Annotated in this window: 19 protein-coding genes; all 19 read right to left on the reverse strand. The window is 26.7% G+C overall.

The features are described from left to right. Positions 1 to 33: 33 nt before the first annotated feature. The 19 genes from AC07E4_RS16270 to AC07E4_RS16360 all read right to left on the reverse strand — a co-directional run bounded on the left by AC07E4_RS16270 (position 34) and on the right by AC07E4_RS16360 (position 18,249). On the reverse strand, positions 34 to 645 hold the full coding sequence (locus AC07E4_RS16270) for a TraR/DksA C4-type zinc finger protein (RefSeq protein WP_040329388.1): 612 nt from the start codon (positions 643 to 645) through the stop codon (positions 34 to 36). Positions 646 to 729: 84 nt separating this feature from the next. Further along, entirely contained in the window at positions 730 to 2,043 is a 1,314-nt protein-coding gene (aroA, locus tag AC07E4_RS16275; protein ID WP_040329390.1) for a 3-phosphoshikimate 1-carboxyvinyltransferase, read from the reverse strand. Positions 2,044 to 2,052: 9 nt separating this feature from the next. Then, positions 2,053 to 2,844 carry a 3-deoxy-7-phosphoheptulonate synthase gene (aroF, locus tag AC07E4_RS16280; protein WP_040329392.1) on the reverse strand — a complete coding sequence of 264 codons (792 nt, stop codon included), beginning with the start codon at positions 2,842 to 2,844 and terminating at the stop codon, positions 2,053 to 2,055. A gap of 10 nt (positions 2,845 to 2,854) precedes the next feature. Next, positions 2,855 to 3,547 (reverse strand): 5'-methylthioadenosine/adenosylhomocysteine nucleosidase, encoded by a 693-nt coding sequence (locus tag AC07E4_RS16285; protein WP_040329393.1) that lies wholly within the window; start codon positions 3,545 to 3,547, stop codon positions 2,855 to 2,857. Then, entirely contained in the window at positions 3,548 to 4,636 is a 1,089-nt protein-coding gene (aroB, locus tag AC07E4_RS16290) for a 3-dehydroquinate synthase (RefSeq protein ID WP_040329394.1), read from the reverse strand. A 179-nt stretch (positions 4,637 to 4,815) separates the two neighbouring features. Beyond that, positions 4,816 to 5,403 (reverse strand): DivIVA domain-containing protein, encoded by a 588-nt coding sequence (locus AC07E4_RS16295; protein ID WP_040329395.1) that lies wholly within the window; start codon positions 5,401 to 5,403, stop codon positions 4,816 to 4,818. Between the two features lie 15 nt (positions 5,404 to 5,418). After that, complete coding sequence (locus AC07E4_RS16300) at positions 5,419 to 6,195, reverse strand: YlmH family RNA-binding protein (protein WP_430829735.1); 777 nt, start codon at positions 6,193 to 6,195, stop codon at positions 5,419 to 5,421. Positions 6,196 to 6,198: 3 nt separating this feature from the next. Further along, entirely contained in the window at positions 6,199 to 6,474 is a 276-nt protein-coding gene (locus AC07E4_RS16305) for a YggT family protein (protein ID WP_040329398.1), read from the reverse strand. 11 nt (positions 6,475 to 6,485) lie between these two features. Then, a complete protein-coding gene (locus AC07E4_RS16310) occupies positions 6,486 to 6,953 on the reverse strand; it encodes a cell division protein SepF (RefSeq protein WP_040329400.1) in 468 nt (155 codons plus the stop codon). A gap of 15 nt (positions 6,954 to 6,968) precedes the next feature. After that, entirely contained in the window at positions 6,969 to 7,640 is a 672-nt protein-coding gene (locus AC07E4_RS16315; RefSeq protein WP_478216988.1) for a YggS family pyridoxal phosphate-dependent enzyme, read from the reverse strand. 113 nt (positions 7,641 to 7,753) lie between these two features. Continuing rightward, positions 7,754 to 8,455: a DUF881 domain-containing protein gene (locus tag AC07E4_RS16320; protein ID WP_478216989.1), complete on the reverse strand. Its 702-nt coding sequence runs from the start codon at positions 8,453 to 8,455 to the stop codon at positions 7,754 to 7,756. Between the two features lie 10 nt (positions 8,456 to 8,465). After that, positions 8,466 to 8,807: a small basic family protein gene (locus AC07E4_RS16325; RefSeq protein ID WP_040329403.1), complete on the reverse strand. Its 342-nt coding sequence runs from the start codon at positions 8,805 to 8,807 to the stop codon at positions 8,466 to 8,468. Positions 8,808 to 8,828: 21 nt separating this feature from the next. Beyond that, on the reverse strand, positions 8,829 to 9,545 hold the full coding sequence (locus tag AC07E4_RS16330; protein ID WP_040329404.1) for a DUF881 domain-containing protein: 717 nt from the start codon (positions 9,543 to 9,545) through the stop codon (positions 8,829 to 8,831). A 19-nt stretch (positions 9,546 to 9,564) separates the two neighbouring features. Then, the gene (locus AC07E4_RS16335; protein WP_040329406.1) at positions 9,565 to 10,353 is read right to left on the reverse strand and encodes a cell division protein FtsQ/DivIB; all 789 of its coding nucleotides are present in this window, start codon (positions 10,351 to 10,353) and stop codon (positions 9,565 to 9,567) included. 436 nt (positions 10,354 to 10,789) lie between these two features. Beyond that, a complete protein-coding gene (gene spoVE / locus AC07E4_RS16340; protein ID WP_040329407.1) occupies positions 10,790 to 11,902 on the reverse strand; it encodes a stage V sporulation protein E in 1,113 nt (370 codons plus the stop codon). 113 nt (positions 11,903 to 12,015) lie between these two features. Next, positions 12,016 to 12,969, reverse strand: a complete 954-nt coding sequence (mraY, locus tag AC07E4_RS16345) for a phospho-N-acetylmuramoyl-pentapeptide-transferase (protein WP_040329408.1) — start codon at positions 12,967 to 12,969, stop codon at positions 12,016 to 12,018. Further along, entirely contained in the window at positions 12,970 to 14,358 is a 1,389-nt protein-coding gene (locus AC07E4_RS16350; protein ID WP_478216990.1) for a UDP-N-acetylmuramoyl-tripeptide--D-alanyl-D-alanine ligase, read from the reverse strand. 3 nt (positions 14,359 to 14,361) lie between these two features. After that, positions 14,362 to 15,810 (reverse strand): UDP-N-acetylmuramoyl-L-alanyl-D-glutamate--2,6-diaminopimelate ligase, encoded by a 1,449-nt coding sequence (locus tag AC07E4_RS16355; RefSeq protein WP_478216991.1) that lies wholly within the window; start codon positions 15,808 to 15,810, stop codon positions 14,362 to 14,364. A gap of 249 nt (positions 15,811 to 16,059) precedes the next feature. Next, positions 16,060 to 18,249 (reverse strand): stage V sporulation protein D, encoded by a 2,190-nt coding sequence (locus tag AC07E4_RS16360; RefSeq protein ID WP_478216992.1) that lies wholly within the window; start codon positions 18,247 to 18,249, stop codon positions 16,060 to 16,062. Positions 18,250 to 18,461: the final 212 nt, after the last annotated feature.

Below are 18,461 nucleotides of genomic sequence, written 5' to 3' on the forward strand. Positions count from 1 at the left end.
ATATTTATTATTTTATTTCAATTATTTTCTATTTTAATATGGTAATTGATTTTTATACTGTTCATTACTTATAGAATCTATTGGATCTACATAATAATTGTCATCGTAATAAAATTCATCATATACTTCATCTATGTCTGTAAATCCAGCAATATTTTCAAATCCATTATTGAATTTATATACGTTATGATCTGGAATTTTATATGCATAGTATGATGGCTGTTCACTTTGTCTTAAAGCTTCAAGCCTGTTTAGGCTATGCTCTTCTACTTCAATTACATTGTTTATTTCATTTTGACATTCTATGCAATTTTCAGCATATGGCATAAATTCCAATCTCATATTAGATATTTTTTTACCACATTTATCACATAATCCATAAGTTCCATTTTCGATTTTCTTTAATGAATTGTCTATTTTATTTAATATAGTTTTTTCATTTTGACTTAATGAAATATCTATTGTTGTGTCTAATAAGTCACCAGCACTGTCACCTGTGTGATCATCATAAACAGATAATTCATTTGCCATTTGTACATTAGTGTTAACTTCACTTTTAGGATTTCTCTCTTCTATAACTTTTTCAATTTTACTTTTCTCATTTAACAGTCTAGTTTTAAAATAATTAAGTTTAGCATTATCCATTTCACTCACTCCTTAGAAAGATTATGAACTTTACTTTTCTTAATTATTGTTTGTTTTTAATTAAAATTTATTACACTGTCTTTTTTACATTTCTTCTATATTTATAATAGACTTAAAATATTTTAGTGAATTTGGAAATGATATATTAGTACATTCATAATTTTTAATTAATGTATTTCCTTTGTTTTTAATAGCTAATACTAAAGAAGCTAACGCTATTCTATGATCATTATAAGAATCAAATTTTACATCACTTTCAATATCTTGATTATTGCCTATTACTTTAAAATTATAATCATTATCTAGTGAAGTTTTTATATTTGCTTTAGCTAAATTAATTTCCATTGCATTTATTCTATTGCTTTCTTTGTATTTAAGTTCTTCAACATTTTCAAAAATTGTTTCTCCATTTGCAAATGCTGCTGCAACACTTAATATAGGAATTTCATCAATTATGCTAGCTATCTCACTATGTTCTATTGTAATTCCACTTAGATTACTACTAAAAGCAACTATGTCTCCTATAGGCTCTTCATTTCTAAAGCCTTTTTCTATTATCTCTATATTTGCACCCATATTTTTAAGAATTTCTACATATTTAAGTCTTCCTTTATTTAATAATACATCCTTTATTAAAATACTTGAATCTTTAGATATTATTGTTGCAACTATTAGAAAAGCTGCAGTAGATGGATCACCAGGTACATATATATCTTTAGATATAAGCTTTGAATTACTTATAGTTATCTTATTCTCATTAACCTTTATGTTACTACCTAAGTATTTAAACATTTTTTCTGTATGATTTCTAGTTTTATTTTTTTCTATAACTATAGTTTTATCCTTTGAAAAAAATCCTGCTATTAATATAGCTGATTTTACTTGTGCTGAATCAACTGGCATTTCATACTTTATACCATTAATGCCATTATTGTTATTAATTTTTATTGGCAAATAGCCATTGCTACATTCAAATTTTGCTCCCATTGATATAAGTGGATTCAAAACCCTATTCATAGGTCTTTTACTTAAGGAATCATCTCCAGTTATAACTGTATTTACATTTGTACCAGATAACAATCCTAAAATTAACCTTGCTGTAGTTCCAGAATTGTTGGCATTTATTTCCAATATATTTCTATTAAAATTTTCATATCCCGGCGAAAAAACATTTAAGACTTTCTTATCTTCTTCTAAAATTTCTTTTACATCTACACCTAATTTTTTAATTGTATCTAAAGTTGTATTACAATCTTCACTAAATGAAAAATTATATATTTTATATTTACCCTTAGGAATAGCACCTATAATAAGAGATCTATGTCCTATTGATTTATCACCTGGTATTGATGTTTCTATATTAAAAGTTTTATTACCACCTTTTATATGTAAATCCATAAAAATCTCCTATATTATATCCTGTAATTTTTTAACCTTTTCAATTATACCTTTAACAGTATCTATATTTACAGTTTGTTTTGCATCAGAAATTGCTTTATCAGGATTTATATGACTCTCTATTAAAAGGCCATCACCACCAGCAACTATTCCGGCTAATGCCATTGTACTTACAAGTTCTCTTCTTCCAGTACCATGACTTGGATCTACTATTATTGGCAATCTATATTTATCTTTAATTGCAGCAACACTATTTAAATCTAATGTATTTCTTGTATATGTTTCAAAAGTTCTAATTCCTCTTTCACATAATATAACATTGCTATTTCCACTACTCATAATATATTCAGCTGCATTTAACCACTCACTTATAGTTGCACTCATTCCTCTTTTTAAAAGTATAGGCACATCATAATTTCCAAGTTCCTTTAACAACGTATAATTATACATATTTCTAGACCCTATTTGAATCATGTCTATATATTTAAGACATGGCTCAATATCTCTAGCATCCATAATTTCAGTAACTACTGGCATATTAAATTCTCTACCTACTTCACTTAGAATTTTTACGCCATCAAATTTCAAACCTTGAAAATCATATGGAGATGTACGCGGTTTAAAAGCTCCACCTCTTAAAATATCTACACCTATATTTTTTAAGTTTTCTCCAATTTCCATCATAGTGTCATAATCTTCAACAGAACAAGGACCAGATATTACAACCTTATTTTCTCCACCAATAACTGCATTTTTTACTTTAACAGTTATATTTTCTCCAGAGTTTTTCTCTACTATCATTAAATATCACCTACATTGACTTTAGCATATATCTTAAAATATTATTTGAATTTTTTACTGCTATATCCTTAAATTTTTCATAATCTATATGTGCTCCATTATTTGCATTATCTGATATAGATCTTATAACCACAAATGGAACATGATTTAAATAAGCCGCATGTGCTATACTTGCACCTTCCATTTCACAAGCTAATGCATTAAATTTAGTGTTAAGCCATTTTATTTTTTCTACATCATTAATAAATTGATCACCTGATACTATTCTACCTACACAATGATTTACTTCTTTTAACTGTTCACAAGCTTTTGTGCAAAGACTTACTAACTCTTTATCACATTTAAAGTCATAAACATCTAATCTTGGTATTTGTCCTATTTCATCTCCAAAAGCAGAAACATCCATATCATGTTGAACTAAATCTGATGCTATAACTATATCTCCTGGATATATATTCATTCCTGTTCCACCAGCTATTCCAACATTTATAACTGCATCTACATTATAATCATCTACTAAAATTTGAGTACATATAGCTGCATTTACTTTTCCTATACCACTAGTAACTATTACAACTTCTTTTTCGTAAATTCTACCTTTATGGAACTCCATCATAGCCTTAGTATTTTTACTTTCAAGAATCATTTCATCCTTTAATCCTTGTACTTCTTCACTCATTGCTCCTATTATTCCTATTATCATTTATAAATTCCTCCCTATACTTTCATTTATTGCTTTTTCTATTTCATCTTCTGTAATATCTACTTTTGTTTGACAATTTTCAATATCCTCTAGAAGTGTAAATTTAATTTTATTATTTTCAATTTTTTTATCATGCTTTATAGTTTTCAAAAACTTATCTTTATCAACTATATCATAATTTATTTTCATACCCAACTTTGAGTACATTTTCTTTATTTCTTTATATATATTAGAATCTATAAAAAACTTCATTTCTGAAAGCTTTATAGCTGCAAGTGTACCAAGTGACACAGCTTCTCCATGTGATACTTCGTAATTTGAATCTATTTCTATTGCATGACCTATTGTATGTCCAAAATTTAATATATTTCTATATCCTAGGTCATTATAATCACTCTCTACTACGTCTGCCTTTATTTTTATACATTCTTTAACTATATAGATTAATTTATCATTTTCAAGTTCTAATATTGCTTTCATATTAGTTTTTATATATTTAAAAAGATTAGCATCTTTTATGATGCAATATTTCATTACTTCTCCCATTCCATTTATAAATTCCCTTTTACTTAAAGTTTTTAAAAATGAAACAGATATAAATACAAAACTAGGGTCATAGAAAGTTCCTATAAGGTTTTTTACATTATTAAAATTATATGCAACTTTACCACCAACAGAGCTATCTACTTGTGAAATAAGGGTTGTAGGTACGGATACATACTTTAATCCTCTCATATATGTTGCTGCTACATAACCAGTAATATCGCCTACTATCCCACCACCAAAAGCTACTAATAAATCCTTTCTATCACATTCATTTTGCAATAAAAATTCATATATTTTAGATATAGTATTATAACTCTTGTTTTCTTCTCCATGTTGCATTATGAAAATATTATAGTTTAAATTTTTCATTAGTTTCTTAATCTTTTCTTCGTATATTGAATAAACATTATCATCTGTTATTATAAATATTTTACCATTTTTCCTTACTTTATTTTCTTCAAATGCTAAAAATATTTTATTTATATCATTATCCATATATACTTTATATACTTTATTATTACTATTTACAGAGATTTCCTTCATAACTTTCTCCTTTAAATTATAATATCTACATTATATTATACATAAATAATCTCTTTAAATAAATCTTTATTGAGACTTTATATTATTGTTATCTAAAATCAATAAAATTCTACATTGAAAAATGTTCCATATAATTCAAAAAGACTTTCAAAGTAAATTTACCTTAAAAGTCTATAATGTTACTCATTTGCAAAAAAACTTTTTATTTCTTGTAACTCTTCTAAATCATAAGCGATTTCTTCAGTATTCATTTCTATTTCCTTAGGTGTTTCTTCTAAGGCTTCATCTATAGTTGTTGAAATGTTGTAATTTTTATCAAAATCTCTCTCTAAAGTTTCAAACATCTCAATTTGACTTGTCATAAAGTTTCTAAATTTTGTTCTAAATTTCAAAAACTCTTGTTTTGTTTTGTCAAAATCATCATTTACTTGAAGAACATCATTATGTGCTTTATCTAAAATCTTCTTACCAGTTTCATTTGCATTCTTAATTATTAAAGTAGCCTCATTTTCAGCAGTAGTTTTAGCTTGTTCTGCTGCATTTTGAGCTAATAATAAAGTACTTTGTATTGTACTCTCTATTTTAGAATAATGCTCTAACTTATCTTGAAAAACTGATATTTTCTCTTTTAGTGTTGCATTTTCTTTGTAAACTGCTTCATAATCTTCTGCTATCTTTTCTAGAAATTCATCTACTTCATCTGGACTATATCCTCTCATAACTCTCTTGAACTCTTTGTTATTAATGTCCATTGCAGTTAACTTCATATCTTTCACCTCTAATTATTTGTACTTTTTTATAGAAAGCTTTGTCCTATCACTTTTTGTTTTATTAATAATATTTCCTATTTTAAACTTACCATAACCTCTAACAGTTATTATATCATTTTCTACTATATTTTTATCTTTTTTATTTTCTTGTATATAATTTACAAGAATTTTTCCACCATCTAACATTTCCAATGCATTGCTTCTGGAAATATTACATAAAGAACTTATAATATTATCTAATCTTAAAGATGTAACAATAATAGATTTTTCTTCATACTCTACCTTAGGTACATCTTTCAACCTATCATCTAAGATAGTAACCTCACAAGGACATTTTCCTATGCTACTTAAATTGTTTTTTATAAACTCTGATATATCTTCAACTACTGGAACATATGCATAGTTATCTTTAACTATTAAATCCCCTAAAAGTTCACGTTTTATTCCTAACGCCATAATGGAACCTAAATAATCCTTGTGCTTTAGTTCTTTAAACTTAGATTTATTTTTTATTCTTATTATATTTATTGGAAAGTATTCATAAGTTTCATAATTGCAAAGTGAAATCATTGCTCTATCAAACTCTTCAAAACCTCCATCACAATACACTTTTAAATCTAAATTATTCTCAATGCTTTTTAATTTTTCATAAAGACTACAATATGTAAAAAACTTAAAGTAGATTACTGTATTTGTCTTTTGTGCTAATATAACTTTATCATAAAGCTTACTTATAATATCTTTATCAAAATCTTTAAAATATCTAAAAAAACTATCTTTCGTAATCATAATTTAAAATATCTTAAAAAGTACAGTAATTATTATTTGTTCTATAAGATAAATTAAAAAGTAAGCAATAATTGGTGAAAAATCCAAAACAAATCCTTTAAAAATCATATCATTTAATTTTTCACAAGGTTCCATAATTGGTCTAGTTACCATTCTAACAATGTCCCACACTTTGCTATTTCTTCCATTTGGAACCCAACTTAATAAAACTTCTATAAGAATAGCAAATTTTATTACTTCAAAAAACATTGTTACTATATTTATTAAAAGTGTTGTCATTTAAACCTCCACTATCTTTGTAAACCAAAAAGGCCTTTACTAGATAATTCATTTTTTAAATCATTTGTAACTTCTACATTAGATGGACAAAGTATAAACACACCTTTTTCTACTTGTTGTAAATCTCCTTCTAGAGAATATACTCCCCCTATTAAGAAGTCTAAAATTCTTTGACCTATTTTTTGTTCTATACCATTTATATTAACAAGAACAATTTTTCTGCTCTTTAAGTTATCTACAATTGATTTAGCTTCATCATAATTTTGTGGTTTTATTATAACTACTTTTGCTGCAGTTGCTGTGTGTATATTTACTATTTTATTTTGCTTCTTATTTGTTCCAAAATTCTCTATGTCTAGTTCAGAATACTCTTCCACTGGTTCCTCTGTTGCAGCAACCTCATCAAATTCATCATCTATATCATCTTGTACTCCTATGCCTAATGCATTAGTAACTTTATCCCATATTTTTCCTTCCATTTTTTAAATTACCTCCTAATTATTATTTAAATCATAGTTTCTTTTACCAAATATCTTAGATCCTAATCTAATCATATTGCTTCCTTCTTCTATTGCATATTCATAATCTCCACTCATCCCAATGGATAAATACTCCATAGATATATTTTTAAATTCTTTATTTGTGAGATTATCAAATATCTCTTTCATTTTTTTAAAATAATATCTACAACTTTCTTCATTGCCTTTAGGAATAGTGGCCATTAAACCCTTAACTTTCACAAAGTTACATTTTTCAACTTCAGATATTAATTTATCTAAATCTTCTATGTTTAATCCTGTTTTTGCTTCTTCTTTACCAATGTTTATTTGAATCAATACATCTGCAACTTTGTTACATTTAGAAAATTGCTTTTCTATTTCATTCAAAAGTTTTATACTATCTAAAGAATGTATTAAATATACTAAATTAGGTAAATACTTTACTTTATTTGTTTGTAAATGTCCTATTAAATGCCATTTTATATCTTCTGGTAATTTATCGTATTTATTTAAAAGTTCTTGAACTTTATTTTCACCAAAATCTCTACATCCCACATCATAAACTTTTTTAATATCTTCAACAGTTTTTGTTTTAGATACTGCTATTAATTTAATTTCTGATGGAAGTTCTTTTTTTATTATGTTATAATTTTCTGCAATTGACATTTTCAAACCTCCTTTAACTATAGGCTTTATATATAATTAATAATTTAAAATAACTTGTTTAATATATTCTGCATTTAAATATAAAATCCTCTTATTTTAAATATTTTTTAATATCATTTTCCTGTGGCATCTTTTAAATATTTAGAAGTAATTATTCCATTATATCCTGGTATTTCTACATTAGATGATGTTTCTATTTCTACATAACAATTTCTTCTTTGTAATGCTTTTATGTGATTTTCTTGAGTTTCAATATAATTTTCAATAACATTTTTATTACCGATTGCAGTTATATAAAAAGGTGCTACTATTTTTATTCCATTTAAATCAATATTGGATCCTGCACACAATCCATATGTATTATAAATAACTCTATGATCATTAACAGCAATAGCCTCAGCCCCTGCATTTCTAAGTTCATTTATAACCTTAACTATATCAGCATCATGTATAATTGAATTTTTATTTTCCATTTGCGGTGAGTCATTTAATGTAATTTTTATGCCTTCACCTTTAACTTTTGTAGTTCCTAAAACCACTCTATTATTTTCTAATTCCTTATCAATTTCTTTAAACACTTCATAATTATGTTTAGATCCTTGTTCATACTTTTCTATTTTATCATTTAATTCATCCATTTGATTTTGAAGTGCAATTATATCTCTGTGTAGTGTAGCCTTCTCGTTATATGCAGCTTCATATTGTTCCATATCTAAATATTTGCTATTTTCTCCTATTTCAATATTCATAGAAATTAAAACTCCTACAATTATGGATCCTATGAATATGAATATAGTAGCTTCATTATTTCGCACCTAAATCACCTCAATTATGGAATTTAGCTTTGTCCATAAGTAATCTTCTTATTATAGCAAAATTGTTGAAAATTCTTCCTGAAAATACTACAAGTGCAGCTAGATATATAGGAATTCCTAATTTTTCTCCTAAGTAAACCATTATTCCTGCCAAAAGTGCATTTCCAAAAAAACCCGATATAAATATATCTCCTTTAAAGTTCTTATTTAAAATTGCTCTTAACGCCCCAAATACTGAATCTATACAAGCAAATATTGCTACAGATATATAAGGCGAAAACTTTACTGGTATATTTATATTAAATATAACACCCAATATTATTCCTAGAGCTAATCCTATAAATACTATCATTTAATCACCTCTTATTTATTCTTATTCAGCTTCTTCTAAATAATCAAATTTTTGATTGGTACTATTTTTCTTTATAAGAACCTCATCCTTTAATTCGTAATTTATATCACATATTTTTTGAAGAGTACTTGGTATAGCACCTGGAAAATTTATAGCTTGTTCTAAAAGCTTTTTACTTCCAATTGCTTTTATTACTATACGTGATGTTGGAGATATTCTTTCATTATTTATAACTATACTCTTACTTCCCGCATTTCTTATTCCACTTCTTGCTGTAAGTCTTATATCATTTATAGATATAGCTTCTGCATCTGCTGCATTTAATTCATTTACTATTCCTAATAGTTCTATATCATTTACAGGCATAGCTTCTATATTATTATTAAACATATTACTTTTAGGGTTTATATATATAATTATTCCCTCACCACTTACATCCACACTACCAGTCTGCAACCTACTTTGTTGCAATTCTTCTAATATCAATGTACTTTCTTCACTTTTTCCTGCTGCTGCTTCTTCAAATTCTTTTGACTTTTGTGTTAATGCATCAACTTGCTTTTGCAAGTCCTCTTTTTGCTTTTTTAAATGCTCATTTTCTACAAGAATTTCACCATTATTTTGTGACTGATCATTTACTACATTTCGTTTATTAACAGTTTTTATTTGAACAGTGATTAAAAAAGCCAATACCATACATATGCTTCCTACTATAAGTTGGTTAGTTATTTTTTTCACCTTTACTTTTATCCTCCTATTATTTTTTATATATTACAGGGTTTCCATTAAAACTTACATCAACATACCCTTTCATTCCTTTTAATTGATCACTTTTTAGTATGTTCAAAGCCTTCATAAGTTTATTATTTATATCTTCTTGAGTTCCTATTTTTATATATAAGTCACTACTACAGTAAAGTTTAATATCTATAAAATTTGATAATTCAATAGATGTTATTTTTCTCTCTTCTTTCTCGTTGTAATTATATATTTCATCACATAATTCATTTAACAGATTAATTCTATCTTCATTTTCAAAAGTTATTAATTCTCCAACCTTACTCTTACTAATGTCTAAATCTTTTACTTCAATTAAATTATTGTTTTTTATTTCTGAAGTTTTCTCCAGTATTCTTCCTTCATTGTCTATAATATAAAATTCTTTATTAAAATTAGTATAAAAAGTTGCCTTTCTTTCACTAATTTCTACTTTTATTTTATTTGGAAGTTTTCTCTTTACTTTTACATTTACTATATATGGATTTTTCAGTATATTATTGATAGCATTTTTAGTTTTTATAGTAAAAATATTAGAACCTACTGCAATATGAGACGAAGCTATTATTTCTTCTTTTGTTACATTTTTGTTACCAATAATTTGTAATGATGTAACATTAAATATGGTGAGCTTTAAGCATAATGTTACTAGCACACTTACTAGTATTATTATACAAGCCATCATTCGTTTTCTTGCTTTGGTTCTTTTCTTTTTAATTAATAATTGTTCTTTATTTTCTAAAATAGAACTTTTATTTCCATTTACCATTATTCCACACTCATCCTAAAATTTATTTGTATATCAATATTATAAATAAATTCTATCTTTTAGTAAAATAAAATTAAAACCTTATTATATAATTTTTAATATACACATTTTACATAAAATTCTCCTTAACTATATATTACAATATTTATGGGTATTTTTAAATTCTATTTGTAAAATTTTCTCCTTTAAATTTATATTTTTATATGCTTTTTATTCAAAACATTTACCATCAATTAACATACCAATTAAAAACATTATCTTTATTTAAAATATATGATAATTCAAAGCTATATTACATCATCTTACTATATATTTTAAATAAATGAAAGTTTAAATATAACTTAGTATTAGTATTTTTTATATTTATTATTTAAATAAATAAAACCTCTCTATTTTAAATTTAGAAAGGTTTCATTTTATATAGATTTATATTTAATTATATTCCTTGATAATTGTTCTGTCTTGTAATATTTAAAAGTATTCCCATGGCTGCCATGTTTATAACTAATGAAGAACCCCCATAACTTATAAATGGCAATGGAACTCCTGTTGTTGGCATAGATACTGTAACAACAGCTATATTTATTAATGCTTGGAATGTTATTATGGCTACTATTCCTGTTGATAACATCATTGCATAGACATCTTTAGAACGTAATATTGTAACTAATCCTCTCCATAAAAACATTACAAATAATACAATTACAAATAAACATCCTAAAAATCCCAGTTCTTCACCTATAATGGCAAATATAAAGTCTGTATGAGGTTCAGGTATATAAAAGCATTTTTGCCTTGATTGTCCTATTCCTACACCTGTAAGACCTCCTGAACCTAATGCTAGTAATGATTGTATAAGTTGATAACCATCACCTTGAGCTGATTCCCATGGATTTAAAAACCCTGTTATTCTTCTAGCTCTATATGGTTCAAGAATTATTCCTGTAATTCCGCCCAAAACAACTACTGTTCCAAGTGCAAAAACTTTTTTCAAATCTATTCCTGCCACTATTAACATTGTAGTAGCAACTAAAATAGTTATCATTGTAATACTAAGATTTTTTTCTGCTAAAATTAATCCTGCATAAACACATGTTACAGCTAGACAAGGAAATAACCCCTGTTTAAATTCTTTAATCTTTTCACCTTTTCTATCTATATACATAGCTAGAAATAATACCACAACATATTTGGCTATTTCTGATGGTTGTAAATTACCAAGTGGTCCTAAACTTATCCATCTTCTCGCACCATTTATTGGTGGAAATAGAAAAACTAGCAATAATAGTATTATGGTTAAAATCATTAACTTTCCTGTATGTTTTTTATATATGTGATAATCTATGTTCATAGTTATAATCATTGCTATAGTTCCTATAACCGCCCAACTAAGTTGCTTCCAAAGATAGAACTCTGCATTATTACTATTAAATGCTGCAGAATAAGAACTCGCACTATATACCATCAACACACCAAATGATGTTAATGTCAAAATTATAGCAAAAAGTACAAAATCAATTTCCCCTAGTCGTTTCTTGGTTTTTCTCATATTTTTTCCCCCAATACTATTTTACTCATATTAAAATAATTATTTGAGGATAATTTTAAACTGTAGCTCCTCAATTTGTATATATTGTTATACGTAATTAAGTTAATATGATTTTAAGGTGTAATTGATAAGAATCCTATTAAACATAATGCCACTGTAATTATAGAAAATACTGCTACTATCTTACTTTCATGCCATCCACATAGTTCAAAATGATGATGTAATGGTGACATCTTAAATACTCTTTTACCAGTTAATTTAAAAGATGTAACTTGAATTACTACTGACAAAACTTCTACTGCATAAATTCCGCCAACTATTAGTAATAAAAATTCTAATTTTAATACCATTGCAATTGCACCTAACGCTCCACCTAGTGCTAAAGATCCAGTATCACCCATAAAAATTTGTGCCGGGTAAGAATTGTATCTTAAGAACCCAAGTAATGCACCAGCTAAAACTCCACAGAATATTGCTAAATTATAATAACCTAGTCCAAAGCTAACTAATGCAAAGAATGTCATTACTAAAAGTGTTATTGATGTTGCTAATCCATCTAGTCCATCTGTTAAATTAACTGCATTTGTAGCAGTTGTGAAATATAAAACTATAAATGGGATAAATAAAGGTCCTAAATCAATAGTTTTACCAATAAAAGGAATTATTATATCTGTTCCAATAGTTCTTGATGAATAGTATCCAAGAAATATTGAAAAAGCTACTAATAATATCATTTTTTGATACGCTTTTAATCCTTCATTATGTTTATGAATTATTTTAAGTCCATCATCAAGCATTCCTACTACACCAAATCCTACTAATGAAATAAGTGCTATTGTTGCTTCTGGTTCTACATTCTTAAGTATTATAAGCATAGTTATTATTGTTGCTATTATAAATATTAGTCCGCCCATAGTTGGTGTACCAGCTTTTTTCAAATGGCTTTTAGGTCCTTCTTCTCTTATACTCTGTCCAAATTTAAACTTTGTTAATAATGGGATTAGTAGTGGTGATAAAAGTAAAGAAATTAAAAATGCTATTAATACTGAATATATAACTTTACTCATCTATATCCCCTCCTTAATTTTTAAATCTTTGATTTCATTTACAATACTTTCAAATTTCATTGATCTTGAAGCTTTTACTAAAACAATATCATTTTCTCTTATATTGTTATTTAAGAAGTTTATTATATCTTCTTTATTTTCAAAGCTATAGAAATTCTCACTTCCAAATCCAACTTTAAAATCATTTGAAAATTCTCCAGTAGTAATTAAGAAATCAACCTTTTTATCTTTTGCATATTTTCCTATTTTCTCATGAGCAGAAGGAGCTTCATTACCTAATTCTTTCATTGTACCTAATACCGCAAACTTTCTTGAACCATTTAAATTCATAAGTACATCAATAGCAGCTTCCATAGAATCAGGACTAGCATTGTATGCGTCATTTACTATAGTAAAATTATCACATTTTACTATGTCTAACCTCATTGATGTAGCTTCCAAATTCTTAAATCCTTTATTTATTTGTTTATAATTCATATTTAATTTTTTTCCTACAGCAATAGCTAATAGTGAATTTAAAACATTATGTTTTCCTAAGGCATTAACCTCAAAATTCTCATCAATTTGTAAATTATTTTCTAAAATCTTAAACTTTATATTTTCTTCACCTATAATTATGTCACAAGCTTTAAAATTATAATCACTTTCTATACCAATTTTTTCAATTTTATATTCATGACTTTCTACTTGTGATAATAAATCATTATCGCCATTAACTATAAGTAAATTTTCATTTGTAAAGAAATCAGTTATTTCCATTTTTGCTTTTAATATATTTTCTCTAGTTTTTAAATTTTCAATATGTGATATACCTACATTCGTTATAACTGCTATATCTGGTCTTGCAACTTTAGAAAGCCTATGAATTTCATCTAAATTGCTCATACCAAGTTCTAATACAGCTACTTCATAAGATTTATCTAATTCAAAAACCATAAGTGGAAGACCTACTTCATTATTAAAATTCCCTTTAGTTTTAAAAACCTTATATTTTTCCTGTAATACTGCAGCAATTAAATCTTTAGTTGAAGTTTTCCCTGTAGATCCAGTTATTCCAACAACTTTTATATCTAGTTTTCTTCTGTAATATTCAGCTAAATCTTTTAAAGCTTCTCTTGTGTCCTTAACTAATATTATTGAAGTATTTTCATTTATATTCTCTTTTTTAAAATTTTCTTTATGAATTATTAAAAGTTCAGCACCACTTTTAGCACAGTTTTCTAAATAATCATGCCCATCAAAATTTTCACCTTTTAATGCAAAGAAAATATCACCTTTTTTAATTTTTCTACTGTCTATAGTTACATTATTAAAACTTTCTGTAGTTCCTTTTAAAACTAAACTTCCTTTTGTCGCATCTATAATTTCATTAATAGATAAGTGTTCCATGAATTACTCCAACTCCTTTATAATCTCTTCTATAACTTCTCTTTCGTCAAAATGAATTGTTTTATCTTTTAACACTTGATAATCTTCATGACCTTTTCCAGCAACTACTATAATATCATTCTCATTTGCAATTTTCATAGCATGTTTTATAGCATCTCTTCTATTTTCAATAATTATATAATTATCTTTTTTTATTCCTGCTTTAACGTCATCTATTATTTGTAATGGTTCTTCACTTCTTGGATTATCTGATGTTAATATTGCTATATCACTAAGTTCTGATCCTATTTTCCCCATTATAGGTCTCTTAGTTTTATCTCTATCACCGCCACATCCAAATACAGAAATTAATCTTCCTTTAGCTAATTCTCTAACTGATTTTAAAACATTTTCTAGTCCATCTGGTGTATGCGCATAATCCACTATAACATCGTATCCTAAGTTATGATTTAATGTAACTATTTCACATCTTCCTGGAACTTGTATATTTTTCAATCCTTCTCTAATATTTTCTACTGTAGCCCCTTCTTCTAATGCTGCTATTATTGATCCTAATGCATTATAAACATTGTATTTTCCTGGAACACTAAGTTCTATTTTCTCATCTTTTCCATTTATATTAACTGTAAACTCCATTCCTCTTGAATGTAATCTTAAATTTTCAGCCTTAAATGTTGAGTTTTCATCTATAGAATATGTTAATACTTCACTTCCTAATTTCTCCACTACAGTTTTCCCATATTTATCATCTATGTTAACTATGGAAGTATTACTTTTTTTAAATAATTTTAATTTTGCATTGAAATAATTCTCGAAAGTTTTATGAAAATCTAAATGGTCTTGTGTCAAATTAGTAAAAATACCTTCACTAAAGTTCACATTATAAACTCTATCTAATTCTAATGAATGTGAAGAAACTTCCATAATACAATGTGTAACGTCATTTTTTACCATTTTGTTAAATAGTGCTTGAAGTTCTAATGACTCTGGAGTTGTCCTTTCACTTTTTAGCTTTTCCGCACCTATATAATTTGCTATAGTTCCTATTAAACCTACTTTGTATCCACATTTTTCTAATATAGATTTCATCATAAATGTAGATGTGGTTTTCCCATTAGTCCCTGTTATTCCTATTATTTTTAATTTTTCACTAGGATTGTCATAATAATTAGATGCTGCAACAGCTAATGCTTTTCTAGTATCCTCAACTTTTATAACAATAACATTTTCATTTTTTATATCTATGTCCTTTTGAACAACAATCGCTAAAGCTCCATTATTTATAGCAGAATCTATATACTTATGACCATCTACATTAAACCCTTCTATACAGAAGAACATGTCATCTTTCGAAATTTTTCTTGAATCATATTGGATATTTTTTATACAGCAGTTTTCATCGCCTTTTAAAATTTTAAATTCTATATTATTTAAAAGCTTTGATATTTCCATATTTACAACTCCTTCAACCCTTATGTATGTTTATATGTAAAATTTATATTTTTAACTTTCAATAACTACTTAGATAATAAATTTATCTTTTTTAATTGGATTTAATTTTTATTTATCTATAGCATGGCAATAGGTAGCATACACACTTCTTGTATGCTACCATATAAATTTACTAACATATATATTTATACACCATATATACAAGGTTATCAATAAAATTTGATCTATTTTTATTTACAAATCCAGATCCTATTCTGTGCTAGGTGCCAAATGAATCGTTATTGTAGTACCTTTTTGTGCAGTTTTCCCTTTTGAAATACTTTGATCAGTTATAGCACCCTCACCTTGAAATTCGAACTTTAGTCCAAGATCTGTTAGTATTTTTTTTGCATCTTCAATACTGAATTTAGTAAGATCTGGAACTACTACAATATCTCCCTCATTTCCCTCGTCACCTAGTTCTATAATTATTTCTGTATTTTCTTTAACTACATATCCAGGCTTAGGATTTATATCCTTTATATAACCACCATCTCCATCTAATCTATATTTTAAATTACTATCTTTTAAAATTTTAAATGCATCTTCCTTTTTTAATCCTCTGATTTCTGGTATTGATACATCCTTTAATTTACCTTTTTCTGAATCTATACTATACTCTGGATCTAATGATAAATAATTTGCTAAATCTGTAAATATCATTTTACCCACAGGTGCAGCTATTTGACCTGCATAATATAAAGATGGATCTGGCTCATCAATTGATACAAAAACTGTAACTTTAGGATTATCCGCTGGCATCATTCCTGCAAAAGATGCTATATATTTGCCACTAGCATAAACTCCATTTTGAACTTTTTGAGCTGTTCCAGTTTTACCACCAATTTTATATCCTTCAACATATGCCTTAGAACCTCCACCATTTGAAACAGTTTGTTCTAAATGTTCTCTCATCTCTTTCATTGTTTCTTCTTTAAAAACATTTTTTTCTACTTTCCCATCATAACTTTTATCTACAACTTTTTTTCCATTTTCATCATAATGTACAATTTCTTTCATAACATGAGGTGTTATTAAATTCCCTCCATTTGCAATGGAATTGAAAGCTTTCATATATTGCATTATTGATAATGTATTACTTTGCCCAAAAGAAATTGTTGCAACGTCAACGGTTGTCATATTGTCTGGTGTTTTTATAATTCCTGATGCCTCTCCTGGTAAGTCTACTCCTGTTTTTTGTCCAAATTCAAATTTTTTAATATACTTGTATAAATTATCTTTTCCAAGTCTTTCACCCAGCGTCATAAATCCTACGTTACAAGAATTCTTTATTATACCTTCAAAGTCAAGTTGACCATGTCCAGATCTTTTCCAGCAGTGTATATTTCTACCACCAATTGTCAAAGAACCTCCACAATTAAAACTATCCTTTTCTTTAACGTTTCCTGTTTCTAATGCTGCAACAGCCGTTACAACTTTAAAAATTGATCCTGGTTCAAATGTATCACTTACAGCTCTATTTCTCCATAATTTTTGTGTTTCTTCATCACTTAATCCTTCTTGCCAAGGTGTGTTTAAATTATAATCTGGTTTATTCGCAAGTGCTAATATTTCACCATTGTTAGGATTCATAACAACTACCGATACTGCCTTAGCACTATTATCATTTAATGCTTGCTGCGCAGCTTTATCAGCAAAAAATTGAATATTCTCGTCTAATGTTAATATTACATCCCTACCATCTACAGGTTTTGAATAGTCAGATATACTATAAGGTATGTTACTTGTTTTCGCATTTAATTCATCTACTTTTATTCCTGGAACTCCTGATAAATATCTATTATAATATAATTCTATTCCAGTAAGTCCATCGCCATCAGAATTTGTATGCCCTAAAATATGTGATGCAAAATTATTATGTGGATAATATCTTTTCGTATCTGGTGTTACTACAAAACCTACTAATCCTTTTTTTTCTTTATACAGATTTATTTTGTCTACTGTTTCTTTTTCAACTCTTCTTTTTAAAATAGCACTTCCCATTTGCTTACCATTTGGCAATCTTTGGGTGATTATTTTTAAAACCTTTTCTTTGTCCATTTCTAATATTTCTGATACATCTTTAGCTATATCTTCCATAGTTAATTTTTGTTCTTCTAATGATTTTCTAAGTGCATTTAAATCTAAATCTACTCTATATACATTTGCACTTACTGCAAGTTCATTTCCATCTCTATCTAATATTCTTCCTCTTTTTGCATTTACTCTCACATCATTAGTCCATTGAACAATTCCCTTGCTTTTGTATTCATTGCTCTTATTTATCATAATATAGCTAAGTCTAAACGATAAAGCTATAAACCCTATAAAAGCTATTGAAATAAGAAATACTATTCTTCGTCTTGCTTTTATCCAGTCTCTTAATTCTGATTTTTCCATAATCATTCCCCCATAAATTCGATAATGATTATTCGTTAAACATATTTTTTATCCTCTCTCATTACAAATATTTTCATTTTTTTATTTTTATACTTGTAGATAATATTAATTTTTTCTATATGTTTAATTCATCTTAGCTTTCATCGTTTTTTATGGCAATTTTTAAGAATATAATTAAGGCCCTATAAAATTATATAATAATTGTTCATAGA

The organism is Clostridium amazonense (assembly GCF_056431285.1).